This window comes from Roseovarius gahaiensis, from assembly GCF_011601345.1.
Classification (GTDB): domain Bacteria; phylum Pseudomonadota; class Alphaproteobacteria; order Rhodobacterales; family Rhodobacteraceae; genus Roseovarius; species Roseovarius gahaiensis.
This window is the reverse complement of sequence record NZ_JAAORB010000036.1, coordinates 1-20,861: the sequence shown is the minus strand read 5'-3', so window position 1 is coordinate 20,861 and position 20,861 is coordinate 1. Positions and strand designations below refer to the sequence as shown.

The window sequence follows — 20,861 nt, the reverse complement described above, 5'->3', positions numbered from 1 at the left end:
GTGTTCCGTGCCTATACATGCCGCGCAATCAAGACCGGGACAAGCAATATGACCTACCACCCCAAGTCCGACTTTCTGCGCGTGATGATCGAGCGCGGCTTTCTGGCCGACTGCACCGATCTGCAAGCGCTGGACGACAGCCTGATGGCAGGTCCGGTGACGGCCTATATCGGCTATGACGCCACCGCCAAATCGCTGCATGTGGGCCATTTGCTGAACATCATGATGCTGCGTTGGCTGCAAAAGACCGGCCACCGCCCGATCACCTTGATGGGGGGCGGCACCACCAAGGTGGGTGATCCTTCTTTCCGATCGGACGAACGCCCGCTGCTGGACGAGGCGCAGATCGGCGAAAATATCGACGGCATGCAGCAAGTCTTTCAGCGCTATCTGTCCTACGACGACAGCACCGGCGCGATGATGCTGAACAACGCCGAATGGCTGGATCAGTTGAAATACATCGAATTCCTGCGCGACATCGGGCGCTATTTCTCGGTCAACCGGATGCTGAGCTTTGAGTCGGTGAAATCGCGGCTGGACCGGGAACAATCCCTGTCCTTCCTTGAATTCAACTACATGATCCTTCAGGCCTATGATTTTCTTGAACTGAACCGCCGCTATGGCTGCACCCTGCAAATGGGCGGGTCGGATCAATGGGGCAATATCGTCAACGGCATCGACCTGACACGCCGTGTGGCGGGCACCGAGGTGTTTGGCCTGACCTCGCCGCTGTTGACCACCGCCGATGGCCGCAAGATGGGCAAATCGGCAGGCGGGGCGATCTGGCTGAACGCCGACATGCTGTCGCCCTATGAATTCTGGCAGTTCTGGCGCAACACCATGGATGCCGATGTGGGCCGTTTCCTGAAATACTACACCGAATTGCCGGTGGACGAGTGCGACCGCCTTGGCGCGCTGCAAGGCTCCGAGATCAACGAGGCCAAGGTGATCCTGGCCAACGCGGTCACCACGCTGCTGCACGGGGCCGACGCGGCGCAGGCGGCCGAGGCCACAGCGCGCGAAGTGTTTGAAAAAGGCGGCACGGGCGATGACCTGCCGACGCTGGAACTAAGCCTTGCCGATCTGGACGATGGCGGGATGTCGATCGTTCAAGTCATCGTCAAATCCGGCCTCGCCAAATCCGGCAAAGAAGCCAAGCGCCTGATCGCCGAAAACGGTGCGCGTCTTGATGATGCCCCGCTGACCGATGCCGGTTTGATGATTGATGCCGCCGCGCTGGCCTCGCCGATCAAGCTATCGGCAGGCAAAAAGCGTCATGCGCTGATCAAACTGGTGCAGTAAAGCCCAGCTTGCACGGCTGCGCGCAACCGGGCCGGCGGGCATATATCGGCATTGTGTCGGCTTGCCTAATTCGATATTTCTTAAAATATCGAATTTACACGGCGGAGTCCCGATATGGCCGATCCAAATGCCACGCAAATGCCCGCTGTGATCGGCACGTTTGAGCGTTGGCTTTCGCTTTGGGTGGCCTTGGCAATCGGCGCAGGCGTGCTTTTGGGCAATCTGGTCCCCGGCCTGTTCCAGACCCTTGCAATGCTGGAGATCGCCTCGGTCAACCTGCCGGTGGCGGTGTTGATCTGGGCGATGGTCTATCCGATGATGGTTGGCGTCGATTTCACCGCCCTGCGCGACATAGGTGAGCGCCCCAAGGGCCTTGTCGTGACGCTGGTCGTCAACTGGCTGATCAAGCCCTTCACCATGGCCGCCCTTGGCGTTTTGTTCTTCAACTATGTCTTTGCCGGGCTGATCCCGCCAGATGATGCGCAGGCCTATCTGGCCGGTCTGATCCTGCTGGGCGCGGCCCCGTGCACCGCGATGGTGTTCGTCTGGTCGCAACTGACGCGCGGCGACGCCACCTACACTCTGGTGCAAGTCAGCCTCAACGACGTGATCATGGTCTTCGCCTTTGCGCCCATCGTGGCGCTTTTGCTGGGCGTCACCAATATCGTCGTGCCGTGGGAAACCTTGGTGCTGTCTGTCGCGCTGTATATCGTGCTGCCACTGATTGCCGGTCTGCTGACCCGGACCCGCCTGATGACGCGCGGCGGCGAGACCGCGGTTGATCAATTTCGCGACTGGATCAAGCCGGTCACCGTGATCGGCTTGCTGGTGACGGTCGTTCTGCTGTTCGGATTTCAGGGTCAGGTGATCCTGGAAACGCCTTTGATCATCGGCCTGATCGCCGTGCCGCTGCTGTTGCAAAGCTATGGCATCTTCGCACTGGCCTACGGTCTGGCGCGGCTCTGGCGCATCCCGTTCAACGTGGCCGCGCCCTGCGCCCTGATTAGCACCTCCAACTTTTTCGAACTCGCCGTCGCTGTCGCAATCAGCCTGTTCGGTCTTGGATCTGGTGCCGCCCTGGCGACGGTGGTCGGGGTTCTGGTCGAGGTGCCGGTGATGTTGTCGCTGGTCGGCTTCGCCAACCGGACCCGCCACTGGTTTCCGGACTGACCGCACGGCACGGATGCCTTGCAAAATCTGCAACTGTTTTAGACGGATGGACTACGTCTCAGCCGCGCTGCGCCAAGGCATCCTGCAAGACCGCTTTAACCGTGTCGCGCGGCACGTCGCCGGTCACGAAAGCCTTGCCAATCCCACGCGCCAAAACAAAGTTGAGCGTGCCATCGACCACTTTTTTGTCCTGCGCCATCAACTCCAGCAAGCCATCTGCATCGGGCAAATCGCCTTCTATGTCAGACAGATCCACCTTCATCTTCATGTCGCGCAGATGGGCGCGCACGCGGCTTGGGTCTTCTTGGCTGCACAGCCCAAGGCGCGAAGACAACTCGAACGCCAAGGCACAGCCAATCGCCACCCCTTCACCATGCAGCAGCCGGTCGGAATAACCCGTCGCCGCCTCCAATGCATGGCAAAAGGTATGGCCCAAATTCAAAAGCGCCCGGTCGCCCTGTTCGGTTTCATCGCGCACCACGATGTCGGCTTTCATCTGGACCGAGCGTTTGACGATCTTGATTCGGGCCGCCATATCGCCAGCCGCAGCAGATGAAGCGTTGCGCTCAAGCCATTGGAAAAACTCAGAATCCCCCAACAGGCCGTATTTGACCACCTCACCATAGCCCGACAGGTAATCACGCTTGGTCAGCGTATCCAGAACGCCGGTATCGGCCAGCACAAGACTGGGCTGATGAAAGGCACCAATCAGGTTCTTGCCCTGCGGCGCGTTGATCCCGGTTTTACCGCCAACCGAGCTATCGACCTGCGCCAGAAGGCTGGTCGGAATTTGCACAAATCGCACCCCGCGACGCAGCACCGCCGCAGCAAAGCCAACCAGATCGCCGATGACCCCGCCGCCAAAGGCAATCACGATATCGCGGCGTTCAATCTTTTCGGCCAAAAGCCATTCGACAACCCGCTCGAAATGCGGCCAAGATTTCGTCGCCTCACCCTGCGGCAAAGTCATGCTTTTCACGGAAATTCCGTTTTTTTCCAGACCCTTGCAAAGCGTTTGCAAATGCAGGTCTGCCACATGCGCATCCGCGACAATCGCCACGCGCGGACGATGCAATAGTGGGCTGATCAAGTCGCCCGACTGCTGCAACAGGCTTGGGCCGATGTGAATATCGTAGGCCCGGTCGCCGAGTGGCACATGCACGGTTTCCATCATGGTTTTGCCTCCAGAACATCGGGCCGCGATGCCAAAGCGTCACGCACCTTGCTGGCCATTGTCTCGATTGAGTATTCGGGCCGAGCTTGGACACTGATATCGGCCATGGCATAGATCGGCGCGCGCGTCTCATAGAGGTTTTGCAGCGTTTCGTATGGATTATCTGTGCGCAGTAAAGGTCTGGTATTCTTGTATTTTACGCGATTCCACAACAGCGGCAAATCGGCCTTCAACCAGACCGACACGCCCTTGTCAGAAATCAGCTTGCGGTTTTGCTCGGACAAAAACGCGCCCCCTCCGGTGGACAGGATGCCGCTTTCTCCATCTAGAAGGCGGTCAATCACCTGCGTTTCACGAGCGCGGAAAAATGCTTCGCCATCGCGGGCAAAAATTTCGGCGATACTCATTGCCGCGGCGCTTTCGATTTCGGCATCTGAATCCAGAAACGGCACCCCAAGGCTGGCGGCCAAGGCCTTGCCCACGGCGGTTTTTCCCGCCCCCATCATACCCACCAGAACAACAGTTTTCTTCAGTTTCGACTGCGTTGTCGCGGTCACTTTCGGCGCTCCCCTGCCAAAACACGGCGTTTTGATACTGAATGACGTGATCTTGTTCAAAAGGCCAGTTATAAAGTTTACAAAAACCGAACAGATACAGGCAGGCCCGATATGTTTAGACTGATCAAATGGCTGTTCTACCTTGCCATTCTGGCATTTATAGCGCTGGTGGGGTATGCGTATCTCGGGCCGTTTTTCGGCGCGGATTTCACCCCGCCTGTGAACGAAATTCGTCAGGACATCATACTTGAGACAGGCTAAGGCGCTTATACTGGTATTTTTGGCCGCGCCGGTCTCCACGACCGCGCAAGAGCCGCTGTCGGCCATCGACTGGCTTGATGCGCCTGTTTCGGTCAGCGTGGCGGCCCCACGCAGTGTGCCGCCTGACGAATCCCCGATATCAAAGGGAATCATCACACCTGATGTGGCGGTGATGCCTTTGGGCGCGCAGCGCAGCGACTCGGTTGGGCTACTGCCATCAGACACCACTGGCCTGCCCTCGCATCTTTGGCAGGCCAGCACCACGGCCACGCTTATGGCGCAGCTTTCCGCCTTGCCTGACACGCCGCTGCCCGCGACGCAGGCCCTATATTACACGCTTCTTCTGGCCGAGGCCGACCCCCCCGCCGATGCCGGGGCCAACGCCGCGTTTCTGATTGCCCGGCTAAACGCGTTGCGCACCTATGGCGCGGTCGATCCGGCACTTGCGTTGCTAGAGCGGGCCGGGCCGGCCACCGCGCCGCTGTTTGACAGCTGGCTTGATCTGGCGCTGCTGGCCGGTGTCGAGGATGCCCCCTGCGAGGCCTTGGCCCAGAACCCTGTGCTGACGGATCGGTATAGCGCACGCATTTACTGCACGGCGCGCGCAGGCGATTGGCAAACCGCGGCGCTGACCTTTGAATCGGCACAAGCGCTTGGTTTATTGAGTGCCGTTGAAGCCGACCTGCTGGCGCAGTTTCTGGACCCTGAAACGATTGACACCGGGCCGGAGCTGCCCCCGACACCGGGCATGACACCGCTGATCTTTCGCCTGTATGAAGCAATGGGCCGCCCAATGCCCACAGGTGGCCTGCCGCGCGCCTACGCCATGGCCGATCTGCGCCCCACCGCAGGCTGGAAGGCCCGCATCGAGGCCGCCGAGCGGCTGGCCCGAACCGGCGCACTGCCGCCCAACCGCCTGCTTGGGCTTTACACCGAGCGGACGCCCGCAGCCTCGGGCGGCGTATGGGACAGGGCCAAGGCAATCCAAAGTTTTGACAAGGCACTTGGCAGCGCCCAGCCCGAACGGATCGCGGCCACCCTGCCCGCCGCGTGGCGGGCCATGCGCGAACAAGGGCTGCACATCGTGTTTGCCGATCTTTTCGGCCAAGAGTTGCTGGACCATAGGCTACCCGATGGCCCGGCTGCCGATCTGGCGTTGCGCATCGCACTGCTTTCGCCCGACTATGAGCAGGCCGCGCCCAAGGCCACCAAATCACACCAGTTTTTGGCCGGGCTGGCGCAAGGCACCCCCGAGGCCAAGCTGGCCCGTAGCGACATGGAACAAGCCATTACCGATGCTTTTGCAACTACCGGCCCAAGCCCGGATCATGCCGGGCTTTTGAATACCGGCAAGCTGGGTCAGGCGATTCTGAACGCGGCCTTGCAACTCGATACCGCAGGGCCGCGCGGATACGCGCAGATCACCTCGGCCCTGTCGACCCTGCGCGCCGTCGGGCTTGAGGATACGGCCCGCCGTGCGGCGTTGCAGCTTTTGCTGCTTGATGGCCGGGCCTAGGCCATGGCACCCACCACCGGACGCCATTGGATTTCCGCCTTTCTTGAGGCACAGGCCGCCGAACTTGGTGCCGCTCAGAACACCCTTCAGGCCTATGCGCGCGATCTGTCGCATTTTGACGACTGGCTGGCCGATCAAGGGCGTGACACCCCACAGGCCACGCAACACGATATCGAGGCTTACCTGATTCATTGCGATGCACAGGGGTTGGCACGCGCCACCCTTGCGCGCCGCCTGTCGGCGATCAAGCAGCTTTACAGATTCGCCTTCGATGATCGGCTGCGCGGCGACAACCCTGCCCTGCGCATCAAAGGGCCGGGGCGTGATCAAAAACTGCCCAAAACCCTGAGTGAGAATGAAGTTGATCGCCTTTTGCAAGCCGCCCGCACGCATGGCCGCTCTGCCTCGGACCGCGCACGCAACACCTGCTTGATGGAGCTTTTATACGCCACCGGCATGCGCGTTAGCGAATTGGTGGCCTTGCCGGTGTCGGCGGCGCGTGGCGATCCGCAAATGCTGTTGATCAAAGGCAAGGGCGGCAAGGAACGCATGGTCCCGCTGTCGCCCGACGCGCGCGACAGGTTGGCCGAGTGGTTGACGCTGCGCGACACCGCCCAAGACGCCGCCCGCGCCAAAGGGCGTGCCGTGTCGGCGTTTCTGTTCCCCTCCTCCGGCAAGGCGGGTCACCTGACCCGGCACCGATTTTACATGCTGATCAAGGAACTGGCGGTTGCTGCGGGCGTCGCACCGGCCAAGGTGACGCCGCACACCCTGCGCCATGCCTTTGCCACGCATCTGCTGGCCAATGGTGCCGATCTGCGGGCCATCCAAACCCTTTTGGGCCATGCCGATGTGGCCACCACCGAAATCTATACCCATGTGCTGGAAGAGCGTCTGCGCGATCTGGTGCAGCAGCATCACCCGTTGGCCGTGGCGGCCCGTCGCAATTCGGGCGGCAGCACGTCGTCCGACGGCTAATAACCCGAGGACAGCGCACTGTCATAGCCTTGGGTCAGCCCGGCATCGCGCATGGCCTGTTATGCCGCCGCGTGATCATAGCGCAGCGGCAATACCTGCACCTCCGGTCCCGCCATCACCGACGGGATTTGCACCGTGCAGCGCGGCGACGGTGGCGCCACCCCCAAATAACGGCATCGCACCATCGCGCGCGCCCGGATCAAGCCGATTCGTCGTCTTTCTTGCTTGATTGCGGCCCGCGCCGTGCCCATAACCCCAACTGGATAAAGGGACAGATTGCTTCATGGAACCATCCTCAATCACACTTGATGCCGCTTTCTGGTTCACCTCGGCGGCAATTCTGCTGTTGCTGGTGTTGTCGGGCATGTTTTCGGGCAGTGAAACCGCGCTGACCGCTGCCTCGCGCGGCAAACTGCGCGCCCGCGCCGACAAGGGCGACAGCGGCGCGCAACACGCGCTGGACATCACCGAAGACAACGAACGTCTGATCGGCTCGGTCCTGTTGGGCAACAACCTGGTTAATATCCTTGCCACATCGCTGGCCACCGCAATGTTCACCCGCCTGTTCGGCGAATCCGGGGTCGCGCTGGCCACTTTGGTCATGACCCTGCTGGTTCTGATTTTCGCCGAGGTGCTGCCGAAAACCTACGCCATCACCAATGCCGAGGCCGCAGCCTCGCACGCGGCACCAGTAATTCGCGTGGTGGTGCGTGTGTTCTCGCCGGTGGTCAGCGCGGTGCGCTTGCTGGTGCGAGGTGTGCTGCGGATCTTTGGCGTGAAGACCGACCCCGACAGCCACATCCTTGCCGTGCGCGAAGAAATCGCCGGCGCGCTTTATCTGGGCCATTCCGAAGGCGTGGTGGAAAAAGAAGACCGCGATCGCATTCTGGGTGCGCTTGACCTTGGCGAACGCGCGGTTGAGGAAATCATGCTGCACCGCAGCCAGATCGAGATGATCAACGCCGAAGACGAGCCCCGCGCGATCCTTGATCAATGCCTGCATTCAAGCCACACCCGCCTGCCGGTGTATCGCGACGATCCCGACAATATCATCGGCATCGTCCACGCCAAGGATCTGCTGCGCGCCATGCACAAGCTGGTGATGGGCGGTGATGCGGTCAGCGCCGATGCGCTGGAAGGGTTCGATATTTGCGACGTGGCGATGAAACCCTATTTCGTGCCCGAAACCACAACGCTGGACGACCAGATGCGCCAGTTTTTGCGGATGCGCAGCCATTTCGCGCTGGTGGTGGATGAATACGGCACCCTACAAGGGCTGATCACGCTGGAAGACATCCTTGAAGAAATTGTCGGCGAAATCACTGATGAGTTCGACCCTGACGCAGATCACCCGATCCGGCGCAGCGAGGACAATCAGTTTCTTGTCGACGGGGCGATGACGATCCGCGACCTGAACCGCGCCACCGACTGGACCCTGCCCGACGAGGCCGCCAATACAATTGCCGGTTTGGTCATCCACGAGGCCCAGATGATTCCCGAGGTCAATCAGGTGTTCAGTTTCCACGGCTTCCACTTTGAGGTCGCCGCGAAATCTGACAACCGCATCACCAAGCTGAAAATCCGCAAGCTGTAAGGCCGAACCGCGATCAGCATATCGGAAACTTTAAAAGTTTCCGTTTCGATTTCTTTTCAAGACATCGGCCATTGCGCCCGCAAACCTTGTGGGCGGGCGCAACCTTATTCAGGGGCCGCTTTAATCCCGGTCAGCTGCGCAGTTTCTCGCCCTTGGGATCAAACGGCGGCTCGTGCAGGATGCGCGCCCGGTGCGGTCGACCAAGGATCATCACCTCTACCGCATCACCCGGCGCAGCCGTGCCATGTTTGACATAGCCAAGCGCAAGGCTTTGCCCCACGCTATAGCCATAGGCCCCCGAGGTCACGCGCCCCACCGGCACGCCATCCTTGCACACGGGCTCGCCCCCGGTGGCATCCGCATTCGAGGCGGTCACATCATCCGCGTCCACCGCGATCAGCACCAGATCTTCGCGCGGCGGCTGGTGCAGCGCCTGTTCCAACGCGCCCTTGTGCAGGAAGTCTTTGTCCATCTTGCACAGTGCGGCCAGCCCCACCTCATGCGGGAAATATTCGGGGCTGTATTCGCGGCTCCACGAACCATAGCCCTTTTCCACCCGCATCGACATCAGCGCCCGCGCGCCCACCGGGCCTGCGCCCACGGCCTGCCCGGCCTGCAGAAGTGCCGCGTATAGCCTTGCCTGATCTTCGGTGGCGCAATGCAACTCCCACCCCAGATCGCCGGTGAAACTGACGCGCAGCGCAAGGCAGTCGACCCCGGCCACCGTGATACGCTGCGACCGCATGAACGGGAAATCAACGGTCGCCAGCGAGGCATCCGTCAGCCCTTGCAGCATGTCGCGCGATTTTGGCCCGGCCACGTTAAAGCCGCAGACCGCTTCGGTCATGCTGTCAAATGTCGTGCCTTCGGGCCGCGGCACCAAGTCGAAGAACCGCTTGTGATAGCGTTCCGCCATGCCCGAGCTGACGACCCAAAATTCATCCTCGGCCACCCGTGTCACAGTGGCATCGCCCGCGATGCCACCGCGCACCGAAATCAGCGGCGTCAGGCACGACCGGCCCACGCTTTTCGGCATCCGGTTGGCAAAGACCGCGTTCAGCCAGTCCTCGGCCCCCGGCCCCTTGCAGCGATATTTGGCGAAGTTCGAAATGTCGATGATGCCCGCCCGCTCGCGCAGCATCCGGCATTCGGCCCCCACCGGGGCCCACCAGTTTTGCCGGGTGAACCCGTTGGTGTCCTGCGTGCCGGGCGTGTCGGCAAACCACTGCGGATGTTCCCAACCATAGTTCAGGCCAAAGACAGCCCCCATCCGTTTTTGCATCTCATACGCTGGCCGCGTGCGCAGAGGGCGGCCTGCCGCGCGTTCTTCGTTGGGGTAGTGGATGGCAAAACGATGCGCATAGACATCCTCGACCTTGGCTTTGACGAAATCACGGTCATTGGCCCATTCGTCAAACCGCGCTATATCCCACGCGAACATGTCATATTGCATCTCGCCCGTGGTGATCCACTGCGCCACCATCAGGCCCATGCCCGCCGACTGGCTGAAACCGGGGATAATCCCGCCACACATGAAATAGCCCTTCTTCTCGGGCACCGGGCCAAGGATCACGTTGCTATCGGGGCTCCAGATCATCGGGCCGTTGATCACCCGTTTGATCCCGGCCTCGGCGGCCACCGGCACCCGATCCATCGCGCGCATCACGTTATCCATGATGCGTTCCAGATCGTCGGGAAACAGATCATGGGCGAAGTCCAGCGGCGTGCCATCCTCGGCCCAAAACCGCATGTCGCGTTCATAAGCGCCGATCAAAAGACCCTTGCCCTCTTGGCGCAGGTAATATTCCCCGTCGCGGTCGGCGACCGAGGGCAACCGCCGGTCCATCGCCGCAATTTCAGCAATGGTTTCGGTGACGAAATACTGATGCTCGGTCGGTTGTAACGGCACCTCGACACCGGCCAGCCGCGCCACCTCGCGCCCCCAAAGCCCGGCGGCGTTGATCACCCACGGCGTGCGGATCTGGCCCTTGGGGGTCTCGACGATCCAAGTGCCGTCGGGTTGCTGCACCGTCGCCGTCACCGGCGTGAAACGGTGTATGTCGGCTCCGCGCTGCCGCGCGCCCATGGCATAGGCATTGGTCACGCCCGACGGGTCCACATTGCCGCCATCGGGTTCCCACATGATGCAGCGGACCCCGTCGAAATTAACCAGCGGGTGCTTTTCCTCGGCCTCCTCGCGGCTGATCTCGGCAAAGTTCATGCCGTAAAGCTGGGCCTTGGCGGCTTGCAAGCGCAACTGATGTTCGCGCGCCTCGGTCTGGGCCAGATACAGGCTGCCGGGTTGGAACACACCGCAAGATTGGCCGGTTTCTTCCTCCAACTGCTTGTAAAGCGTCATCGTGTAATGCTGCAGGCGGCTGATATTGGCGCTGTCGTGCAGCCCGTGAATATTGGCCGCCGCGTGCCATGTGCTGCCGCTGGTCAACTCGTCGCGTTCCAGCAATACCACGTCGCTCCACCCCTGTTTGGTCAGGTGGTAAAGGATCGAGCATCCGATGACGCCGCCCCCGATGACGACGGCCTGTGCGTGGGTCTTCATGTCCTGTTCCCTGGCTGTTTCATCCTCAACCTGACGCCCTTGTCACGGCGGTGGTTGCCGGTTCCCGACATCTTTGGTCGCAGTGATACAACTTGCAGCACCGCCCGCACCCCCCGGGCTAGAGGCACCAATCCCGACATAACCTGTCGCAATTCGACATGCCCCGGCCCGGCACGCTTCGCAGTCTGACCCTAACAACCAACAGGAGGCCCGCCATGAAAACCACCACCCGTGTTGCCGTGATTGGCGGCGGTGTCGTCGGATGCAGCGTTTTGTATCACCTGACGAAACTGGGCTGGTCCGATGTGATGCTGATCGAACGCTCAGAACTGACCAGCGGCAGCACGTGGCACGCGGCGGGCGGCTTTCACACGTTGAACGGCGATACCAACATGGCCGCGCTGCAGGGGTATACGATCAAGCTATATAAAGAGCTTGAAGAGATCACCGGCCTGTCTTGCGGCCTGCACCATGTCGGCGGCGTGACGCTGGCCGACACCCGCGAGCGCTTTGACATGCTTTTGACAGAACGCGCCAAGCACCGCTACATGGGTCTGGACACCGAGATCGTCACCCCCGAAGAGATCGCCAAGATCGCGCCGGTCACCAATACCGACGGGATCATCGGTGCGCTTTACGATCCGCTTGATGGCCACCTTGATCCGTCCGGCACCACCCACGCCTATGCTAAGGCGGCCCGCATGAGCGGGGCCACGATTGAGACCCATTGCCATGTGCATGAAACCAACCAACGCCCCGACGGCACATGGGATGTGGTCACCGACAAGGGCACCCTCCACGCCGAACATCTGGTCAACACCGCCGGCCTGTGGGCGCGCGAAGTGGCGGCGATGGCGGGTGTTTACCTGCCGCTGCACCCAATGGAACACCAGTATATCGTCACCGAAGAGGTGCCCGAGATCGCACAGATCATCGCGGCGGGTGGCGAGCATCCGCATGTGATGGACCCGGCAGGCGAATCCTATCTACGGCAAGAAGGCCGTGGCTTGTGCATTGGATTCTATGAACAACCCTGCCGCCCGTGGGCGGTGGACGGCACGCCTTGGACGTTCGGGCATGAACTTCTGCCCGATGATTTCGACAAGATCGAAGACAGCATCACCTTTGCCTATAACCGCTTTCCGGCGCTGGAACGCGCAGGCGTGAAATCGGTGATCCACGGGCCGTTTACCTTTGCCCCTGACGGGAACCCGCTGGTCGGGCCGGTGCCGGGGTTGCGCAATTACTGGTCGGCCTGCGCGGTGATGGCGGGCTTTTCCCAAGGTGGCGGCGTCGGCCTGATGCTGGCGCAATGGATGACCACCGGCGAATGCGAACGCGACGTGTCGGCGATGGATGTGGCACGTTACGGCGACTGGATCACGCCGGGCTATACCCGCCCGAAGGTGATCGAAAACTACCAAAAACGGTTTTCCGTCGCCTACCCGAACGAGGAACTGCCCGCCGCGCGCCCCTTTCGCCAGACACCTATGTATGATGTGTTCGACCAGATGGGCGCGGTGTGGGGGCATCAATACGGGCTGGAGGTGCCCAATTATTTTGCCGAAGGGGATGAGCCGCGCTATGAAACACCCAGCTTTCGCCGCTCGAACGCGTTTCACGCCACCGCGCGCGAGGTCAAGGCGGTGCGCGAGGCCGTCGGCATCAACGAGCTGCAAAATTTCGGGAAATACCTTGTCACAGGGACTAATGCACGCGCTTGGCTGGATCGGACCATGGCGGGCCTCATTCCGAAACCGGGGCGTTTATCCCTGACGCCGATGCTGTCCCATGCGGGGCGGATCATCGGGGATTTCACCGTGTCCTGCCTGAATGACACGACTTTTCAACTCACCGGCTCATACGGCGCGCAGGCCTATCACATGCGCTGGTTCCAGCAAAACGAAGCCGACGGCGTGCATGTCGACAACATCTCGGACCGTCTCACCGGCTTCCAGATTGCAGGCCCCAAGGCGCGCGAGGTGCTGGCCGCGTGCACGCGCGATTCGGTGCACGAAATGACGTTCATGGATATCCGCCATATGACAATCGGCATGGTGGATTGCCTTGTGGAACGGGTCAGCTTTACCGGCGATATAGGGTACGAGATCTACTGCGACCCCATGGCGCAACGGAAGTTGTGGGATACGCTGTGGAGCGAGGGGCAAACCCACGGCATGCGTCCCTTTGGGATGCGCGCGATGATGTCGCTCAGGCTTGATAAATTCTTTGGCGCATGGCGCTTGGAATACGGGCCAGATTATACCCCGGCCGAAACCGGGCTGGATCGGTTCATTCGCTTTGACAAGGAGGCCGACTTCATAGGCCGCGCCGCAGCCCAGGCCGAACGCGCCACCGGCCCCGCCCGCAAGCTGGCCGTGTTCACGGTCGATGCCGACGATAGCGATGTGAACGGCTATGAGCCGGTCTGGATTGACGGCACCGTGCAAGGTTTTTGCACCTCGGGGGGCTATTCGCACCACAGCGGCACATCCATCGCGCTCGCCCTTATCCCGGCGCAGATGGTGCACAACGGGCTGGAGGCCAAGATCGAAATTCTGGGCCAAAAACGGCCTGCACGGCTGATCACAACACCGCTGTTCGATGCCGACGGCGCAAGGATGCGGGGCTGATCCAAAGGGGCGCGGGCACGCCCGCGCGCTGCATGTCTCGTCGTCGGCCCTTGGCCGCCGTCTCGGGCCGCCTTTGGCAACGGGCGTGCGAAATCGCTCGCGGCTCGTGCTGATTTCCACTGGCAGGACGCCTCCGGCGGGAGTATTTTGGGAACAATGAAATCGGGCGCTTTGCCTTCTTCTGTTTGAAAATATCCCGGGGTGAATTGGCCCACGGCCAAGAGGGGCAGCGCTCCTGACAGCAACAGAGGCCGAATGCAAAATATCGCGATCATGATTCCGGCTGCCGGAGCCTCGTCCCGTATGAACGGGCGCGACAAGTTGCTGGAGCGCGTGGACGGTCTGCCGCTATTGCTGCGACAGGCCCGTATGGCGTTGACCTGTGGATGTGAAGTACTTGTCACGCTACCGCCCGGCACAGCCGGGACCAAGCGGCGCGAGGTTTTGCGCCAATCGGACAGGTTGACCCTGCAGGTCATTGCCGATGCAAGCGAAGGCATCGCCGCATCATTGCGCGCAGGGGCCGCGTGGGCGCAGGCGCATGAGTTCGATGCCTTGATGATCGTGCTCGCCGATCTTCCCGATCTGGGCCGTGATGACCTGCAAAAGATGATCCACGCCGCCACGGACAAACCCGGCCAAGTGATCCGGGCGGTAGATCAAACTGGGTGCCCCGGCCATCCAGTGATTTTTCCCGCGCGCCTGTTTCCCGCCATGGCCCGGCTGAGTGGCGATCAAGGTGCGCGCGATCTTCTGAGGCAGGAGGATGTCGCGCCGCTGCCCTTGGCCGACAACCGGGCCACCACCGATCTGGACACGCCCGAGGCTTGGGCGCATTGGCGCGCCCGCACCGGGCGCTGAGATTGAATGTTTCGAAAAACAAAACAATCCCGGCACACGACCGGGATTGTTTGATTTGAAAACAGGACAGCCCCCTCCCCGCTTCCAAGGAACCGACGCGCCCTGAATGAGGCGCATCGGCGGCTGCATTGCTTATTTCACCAACAACTTGGCTTCGTGCTTTTTCAGCGAACGCCGCGCGGCTTGATAGGCACCCAAGCCTTCGGCATCGCGCAGTTCTGGGAACAGGTCATAGATTTCGTCGCGCTGCGACTGGCCCATCCCGTCCATCGTTTGCTCACCCGGCTGGAAGCTTTCGGTCCAGGCACCATTCGACAGAACAACTTCGTGCTGATCGAACATGAAGTGGATATAGCTGACCGAGCTTGCCTCGACCGCATCAACACCGTCCAGCCCCGTCAGGTGCTTGGCCGAAGCCAGAACCTCGCGCTCTTCAAAATAAAGCGCGGTGCGGTCGTTGTTGATCAGCACCCTGTGGTTCGGGCTGACCACCATATCAGATTCCGGCAAGCCATGCCCAAGCGACCCGGCGCGGATCAAAACCGGCTTCATATGCGGTGCCTGAAGCAGCTCACGCCCCTGCAAATCGCGGCGGCCCAGCCACCGGATTTCCTGAATGCCGTTGTCGCGGGTGATGATCCGGTCGCCGATCTGCAGATCTTCGACCAGACGCTCACCTTTCGGCGTGGCAATCACCGTGCCGGGTGTGAAGCATGGCACCAGATCTTCGATCTCAGTGAAGGTCAGCGTGCCTTCGACATTGTCGTTGGCGTCAAGGAAGTTGACCTGACCGCTAAAGCTGTTGCCATCGGGATCGTTCGGCGTGGTCAGATCCAGCGGCGTGGTGCCGTCGCTTTGCACGATCTCAAACCGGCCCAGACCTGTCAGGTCAAGCTGGTCGTTCTCGTTGTCGGTCGTGGGATCGCCATCGCCATCCTTGGTGCCACCGTCGATCACGTCGCCAAAGGCATCTTCGCGGTTGTCGATGATGAAGGTATCCGAGCCTGCCTCGCCAAAGAGCGTATCCGCCCCCTGCCCGCCAGTGATCGTATCCTCCCCGTTACCGCCGTAGATCAGATCGTCGTCGACACCGCCATCAAGGAAGTCATTGCCGTCACCGCCGTAAATCGTGTCGTCGTCATCCTGACCATAGACCGTATCGTTTCCGGCACCGGCATCGATGAAGTCACGGCCATTATCCTCGTCCGGGTCGGGGCCATCGCTGCCCTCGTCAGGGGCATCGGGGATATCGGTGCCGTCGATGGGCACAACCGCCGGGTCAAGCCCACCATAGATCAGGTCATCACCGCCACCGGAGGTGATCGTGTCGTTGCCCTCGCCGCCGACGATGGTGTCATTACCATCACCTGTCGTGATCTCGTCATCGTCGATACCCGCGTCAATGAGGTTGTCCCCACCCGCCGCATTGATCGTGTCGTTGTCATCACCGGTAAAGATCGTATCATTACCCGAACCCGAGGTGACGAAATCGCGGTCGTCATTGGGATAGTCATCCTTCGGGAGTTCCGGAACAGGGCCATACCCGGGGAACCCGTCATCGGGCAGCGGAGCAAGCACGTCCGAGGAGGTGTCGATCAGGTTGTTGCCGTCACCGGCATCGACCGTGTCCGACCCGTTGCCGGAATTGATGGTATCATTGCCCGGGCCGGTGCTGATCACGTCGTCGCCATTGCCGCCATCGACACTGTCATCGCCCGCGCCGGTTTCGACATTGATCGGGCCGTCTGCGTCGTCAGCATCAATCGTGTCATCGCCGGAACCCGTGATGATCTTCTCGATCTCGTCAAAGGTCACATCCGGGGTGTTGTCGGCGTCAAGCCCATCAACCGTACCCGATTCCGGATCGGCATCCTCAAGAACAACCGTCAGATTTTCAGATCGATCTGAGAGGTCCAGAATATCACCTTCGTCGCCGTTCTCGGGGCCGTCCGGGTTGCCGTCGGTGCCGTCCGAGCCACCGTCAATGGTGACATTGATGTCAGCGGCGGGATCAGTCCGATCAATGGTGAACACGTCGTCACCTGTGCCACCCGCGGCGCTGTCGTTGCCACCCACGGCGATATCGTCGTCGCCCGCGCCGCCGTTCAGCGTGTCGGTGCCGTCACCACCGGTCAGCGTATCCGCGCCGTCGCCGCCATCGACACTGTCATCTCCAACACCCCCGGTGATCTCGTCATTGCCGGAACCGCCGTCGATGGTGTCATTGCCAGCATCGCCATCAATCGTGTCGTCGCCATCATTGCCACGGATCGAATCGTCACCCGTGGTGATCTGATCGCCCTGCGGGTCGGTGTAGCCAAGCTCCATCGACTCGCCGTCATCACCGCCATCGACGATCCCATCATTCTGCGGATCGGTCAGGATGGTTTCGATCTGGCTGAACGTCAGCACCGAGCCATCCTCGAACGTGACGGTGCCCGCACGCCCGCCATCGTCGCTGGCGTCAGCCTCGTCCGTGATCGTTACCTGCCCGGTGCCGCGCAGATCAAGCACATCCTCGTCTGTGGCGTCGTCCGGCCCGTTGCCGCCGATCACGACATCGCCATCGGCATCGGCGCTGTTGCTGATGATGAAGGTGTCGTCGCCGCCCTCGCCGACCATCGTGTCGGCGCCCTCGCCACCGGTGATCGTGTCATCGCCACCAACACCGGATTTGCCGACTGCTGGATCAAGAGCGAAAAGCTCTACGTTGTCGATTGCCGCGCCCAGATTGTCCTCTTGTCCGGTGCCTTCAAATTCCAACCGGTTCGAGCCGTCGCCAGCCCCGCCGGTCAGGGTCAGCGTAATCGTTTCGAAATCAGACTCATCAACATTGGACGGGTCGATCGTGGTGATCAGGTCGCCGCCCCAGTAGACATTGACCAGATTTTCGTCGTCCCCCTCGGATGTCAGGAATTTGCTGTCGCTGACATCGAAATTGAGCTGATATTCCGCACCATCGACGACGCCCTGAACATCCTGACCAATCCGAATATTGCCCGGCGACGCTTCAAGATCGAGCCAATTTTCCCCATCGGTCTGAACCATGCCGTCGCGCTCGTCATTGTGCACGTCGATTTCGGTCGCAGGATCATCGGTTGTCCAGCCGGGGATCGACCCGGTGCCGACATAGCCATAGTCAGTGTCGGTCATGCCCGAGGTGTCTTCGAACGAGCCATTGGCGATCAGGTTGTTGTCCGGTCCGCCAACCGGCGCGCCATTGTCCCCATAAATCAGGTCATTGCCCGCGCCACCATCAAGTGCATCATCCCCGCCATTTCCAAACAGCGTGTCGTTGCCCTCACCTCCATCCAAGAGGTCATTACCACCCGTGGCGTCGTCAACTGGTGCGCCTGGCGCGGATGCCGTCACCGAACCACCATCGGTCAAGAGAGTCGCCCCGGTTTCCGCGAAATCGACATCAACGGTCACGTCGTCGAAATCTTCGTCGCCAAGATCGGCGGTATCCTCGAATGCAAGGCTGACCGATCCGTCCGGGGATGTGGTCGTTGCCAAGGCGTTCTGCGTGTCGGAATAAAAGGTGCCTTCCGGGCTGGTGATGCCGACGCGGAATGTATCGCCGTCCTCAAGCGGAATATCGTAAGTCTCTCCGATATTGGCGTCGTAATCATCGGTCAGCGTCAGCGTGTCTTTGACATCACCTGTGTCACCATCGCGGATCTCGACCAAAAGCGCGCCATTATAATCCCCGTTCTGCCCTGTGATCGTAATCGACGCGGTTGCCGCCGTGCCCGTCGCGTCAGGACTGTCGCCATACATCAGATCATTGCCGGCGCCACCTTCCAGCGTATCATTGCCGCCTTCGCCGTACAGAACGTCATCGCCGTCACCGCCCAAAAGGGAATCGTCGCCAGCAACACCGTCATCAACCGCGCCCACAGGCGCGTCGTAATACATATCGGTGATATTGATGCCCGAATTGTCCGGACCGTTTTCACTATGCTGCACTTCGATACGGGCCACCGGACCGGCGATATTGATCAGCGCGGAATGGTTGGGGCTTGTGTCATGCTCATATCCGCCTTCGCTATCGAGCACTTCGGTGCCGCCGACGCCATCCTGATTTGACGCGTGCAGATCCGCGCCCGCGTGAATGTCCAGCTCGACCGGGTTGTCCTCTGCGTCGTAGGCATAGACCTTGACCAAGCCATCACCGTCGATGTCATTGATGCGGAACGAAACATTTTCGACCTCTTTCGAGAAATCGAACGCATAGGTCGCTTTGGCATAATCACCGTCCAACTCGGACGCCATCGAACTGTAAGCGTCGACGCCATTGCCATCATCGGTGATCGAATGCACTTTTTGCTGATTGTCGGCAAATTCGGTGCGCACGTGGCTGGTCGCATTCACGACCGAGAAGGTCACATCGACATTGCCGGTGTTCTGCGTCACGCCACCATCCAGCGGGTCGCCGTGGTCTACCGCGCCCGATCCGCCGTTGGTATCGGCAATCTTGTCCCACTCAAAGCTTTCGCGCACCGTCGAACCGGAGCCTGCGCTGCCAAGGTTGCTATCGCCATAGATCGTGTCATTGCCGCCCTCGCCGAAAACGGTATCATTGCCCGATCCGGCATAGACGATATCGTCATCCGCGCCAGCCTTGATCAGGTCGTCTCCGCCAAGCGCATCCACGATATCCTGATCACCCGACTGGCCGGGCAGCACCGCGTCGCCCGCGTCAATCATGTCGCCTTCGGGATCGTCGCTGTAGGCCAAATCAATGGTTTCACCCGCGTTTGTCCCTTCGACAATGCCGTCGGCCTGCGGTTCCGGGGCGACAATCGCGCTACCATCCACCGACTGATTGCTGTACCATCCGCTATAGTTTGTTCCCGTGATCTCGTTGATCGTGACGCCGGAAATCTGAAGATTGTCCAGTGTCCCGCCGTTATGCAGATCGGAAATGAACAAATCGCCATTGTCCTGCTGCATCATCACGACATCGACTGTTTTGGTTGATCCGTCCGCCAACGCGAGTGTGACGTTTGCATTCAGGCTGCCATCAGTCTGGTTGGTCACCGATCCACCGCCGACATCATATGTCACTTTGTCGTAAGTGCCGAAATCATTGTCTTCGATCACACCGTTGCTGTTGGCGTCTTTGAAAGAGGCCTGAACGATCTGCATCTGCGTGTGATCAACCTGCACGCCTTCCAGAAACGATGTGTTCTCGGACGTGTAGTTGTGTTCATACGGGTCGGTACTGGCAAAGTTCCCGAGGTAGATCAGGTTCACCGAACCATAGGTGGCATAATATGTCATCTTCGAACTCCTCGTAACACGCGGGGCACAACCCGGTCACGTCTATGCATTTGGATGCGGCGCGCAGGTCTCCACGCATCCGCTTTTCACTTTTCAAGCCATGCCAGAAAGGTAGGGTGATGTGCAGAGTTCAGATGGCCCGATTGGGACGCGACACGCTCGCACCCTCGAAACCATTCAGCGGCAGCACCTTGCGCGACGATACAGACACACACGGTATACGCCTCCCCCGCGCCCTTGAAACAGGCACTGACAGTTCAGCGGCCGCCCCCACGACCAATGTATACCCCCCAGTTGGGCTGTTTCTTAGATACGGCATGAATTACGGCAAAAAAAGTGAAGTTTGTCCGAAAAACGGCACGATTTTAGAATGGGCGCAAATTGCAAGGCAAAACACAACCTCAAGATGCATTCAGGGTCTGCGTTTGTTGACAGATCGCATCCAATCTCACCCAATAAATTATTGTAATTACTTATTTTACAGAGCGTCTGCCGCTAACCTCTCATGTTAATACGGGGTCATTGTTGCTTGATTGGAAACATGGGGAAACTGTCCACATTTTCATCAAATTCAGCAATCAGGCCCACAACTTGGTTTTGGCTTGCTCATCAATCCCGGCAATGTCCGGCAAAAGACTCCAAGTTGGAAACAAACCGACTCGAATCAAAGCCGTCCGAGCATCGCTTTTTTACCAATCATGGACCTGTCGCGGTTTGATGCCCCTCCTTTGATAGCATTTATTGCAGCAAAGGAGATGAACTATGGGCACAGCAAGAACGGAAGAATTCCGCAAGGATGCGGTGCGAATTGTGCGGGCGAGCGGGCTGACGCCGCGGCAAGTTGCGGGTGATTTGGGCGTTAGGCTTTCGACGCTGAACAAGTGGATGACACCCTTAGAGCGTGTCGCGTTTAATCGGTTTTGTATCCTGCTGCCTTGAAGAAGTTGTAGCATTCCTCGTCGGTGAAGA

General features: G+C 60.1%; 12 protein-coding genes and 1 pseudogene. 9 read left to right on the top strand and 4 right to left on the bottom strand.

Features of this window, described 5'->3' with window-relative positions; genetic code table 11:
• Nucleotides 1-48: 48 nt before the first annotated feature.
• Complete coding sequence (tyrS, locus tag HAT86_RS13770) at nucleotides 49-1,302, top strand: tyrosine--tRNA ligase (RefSeq protein ID WP_167198947.1); 1,254 nt, start codon at nucleotides 49-51, stop codon at nucleotides 1,300-1,302.
• 114 nt (nucleotides 1,303-1,416) lie between these two features.
• Nucleotides 1,417-2,472: an ACR3 family arsenite efflux transporter gene (gene arsB / locus HAT86_RS13765; RefSeq protein WP_167198945.1), complete on the top strand. Its 1,056-nt coding sequence runs from the start codon at nucleotides 1,417-1,419 to the stop codon at nucleotides 2,470-2,472.
• Nucleotides 2,473-2,530: 58 nt separating this feature from the next.
• On the opposite strand, the gene aroB is transcribed toward arsB, so the two are convergent.
• Both aroB and HAT86_RS13755 read right to left on the bottom strand, forming a co-directional pair.
• Nucleotides 2,531-3,646, bottom strand: coding sequence for a 3-dehydroquinate synthase (aroB, locus tag HAT86_RS13760; protein WP_167198942.1), 1,116 nt, complete (start codon nucleotides 3,644-3,646; stop codon nucleotides 2,531-2,533).
• Nucleotides 3,643-4,203 carry a shikimate kinase gene (locus HAT86_RS13755; RefSeq protein ID WP_331272554.1) on the bottom strand — a complete coding sequence of 187 codons (561 nt, stop codon included), beginning with the start codon at nucleotides 4,201-4,203 and terminating at the stop codon, nucleotides 3,643-3,645. The genes aroB and HAT86_RS13755 overlap by 4 nt, the downstream gene beginning before the upstream one ends.
• A 111-nt stretch (nucleotides 4,204-4,314) precedes the next feature.
• On the opposite strand from HAT86_RS13755, the gene HAT86_RS13750 reads away from it, so the two are divergent.
• The 4 genes from HAT86_RS13750 (at nucleotide 4,315) to HAT86_RS13735 (ending at nucleotide 8,552) form a co-directional block, all read left to right on the top strand.
• Entirely contained in the window at nucleotides 4,315-4,464 is a 150-nt protein-coding gene (locus HAT86_RS13750) for a CusA/CzcA family heavy metal efflux RND transporter (protein WP_167198937.1), read from the top strand.
• Nucleotides 4,451-5,980 (top strand): hypothetical protein, encoded by a 1,530-nt coding sequence (locus HAT86_RS13745; RefSeq protein ID WP_167198934.1) that lies wholly within the window; start codon nucleotides 4,451-4,453, stop codon nucleotides 5,978-5,980. The genes HAT86_RS13750 and HAT86_RS13745 overlap by 14 nt, the downstream gene beginning before the upstream one ends.
• Nucleotides 5,981-5,983: 3 nt before the next feature.
• Nucleotides 5,984-6,958, top strand: a complete 975-nt coding sequence (locus HAT86_RS13740) for a site-specific tyrosine recombinase XerD (RefSeq protein ID WP_167198931.1) — start codon at nucleotides 5,984-5,986, stop codon at nucleotides 6,956-6,958.
• A 283-nt stretch (nucleotides 6,959-7,241) separates the two neighbouring features.
• Nucleotides 7,242-8,552 (top strand): HlyC/CorC family transporter, encoded by a 1,311-nt coding sequence (locus HAT86_RS13735; RefSeq protein ID WP_167198928.1) that lies wholly within the window; start codon nucleotides 7,242-7,244, stop codon nucleotides 8,550-8,552.
• Between the two features lie 130 nt (nucleotides 8,553-8,682).
• On the opposite strand, the gene HAT86_RS13730 is transcribed toward HAT86_RS13735, so the two are convergent.
• The gene (locus HAT86_RS13730; RefSeq protein ID WP_167198925.1) at nucleotides 8,683-11,112 is read right to left on the bottom strand and encodes a GcvT family protein; all 2,430 of its coding nucleotides are present in this window, start codon (nucleotides 11,110-11,112) and stop codon (nucleotides 8,683-8,685) included.
• 215 nt (nucleotides 11,113-11,327) lie between these two features.
• Between HAT86_RS13730 and HAT86_RS13725 the strand changes: the two genes are divergently transcribed.
• On the top strand, nucleotides 11,328-13,745 hold the full coding sequence (locus HAT86_RS13725; protein ID WP_167198922.1) for a GcvT family protein: 2,418 nt from the start codon (nucleotides 11,328-11,330) through the stop codon (nucleotides 13,743-13,745).
• A 255-nt stretch (nucleotides 13,746-14,000) separates the two neighbouring features.
• On the top strand, nucleotides 14,001-14,606 hold the full coding sequence (locus tag HAT86_RS13720) for a nucleotidyltransferase family protein (RefSeq protein ID WP_167198918.1): 606 nt from the start codon (nucleotides 14,001-14,003) through the stop codon (nucleotides 14,604-14,606).
• Between the two features lie 132 nt (nucleotides 14,607-14,738).
• Here the strand turns inward: HAT86_RS13720 and HAT86_RS13715 are convergent, their stop codons facing one another.
• A complete protein-coding gene (locus HAT86_RS13715; RefSeq protein ID WP_167198915.1) occupies nucleotides 14,739-19,892 on the bottom strand; it encodes a Hint domain-containing protein in 5,154 nt (1,717 codons plus the stop codon).
• A 762-nt stretch (nucleotides 19,893-20,654) separates the two neighbouring features.
• Here HAT86_RS13715 and HAT86_RS13710 point away from each other — a divergent pair.
• Nucleotides 20,655-20,780: pseudogene (locus tag HAT86_RS13710) on the top strand (IS3 family transposase); the annotation flags it as partial.
• Between the last annotated feature and the right edge of the window lie 81 nt (nucleotides 20,781-20,861).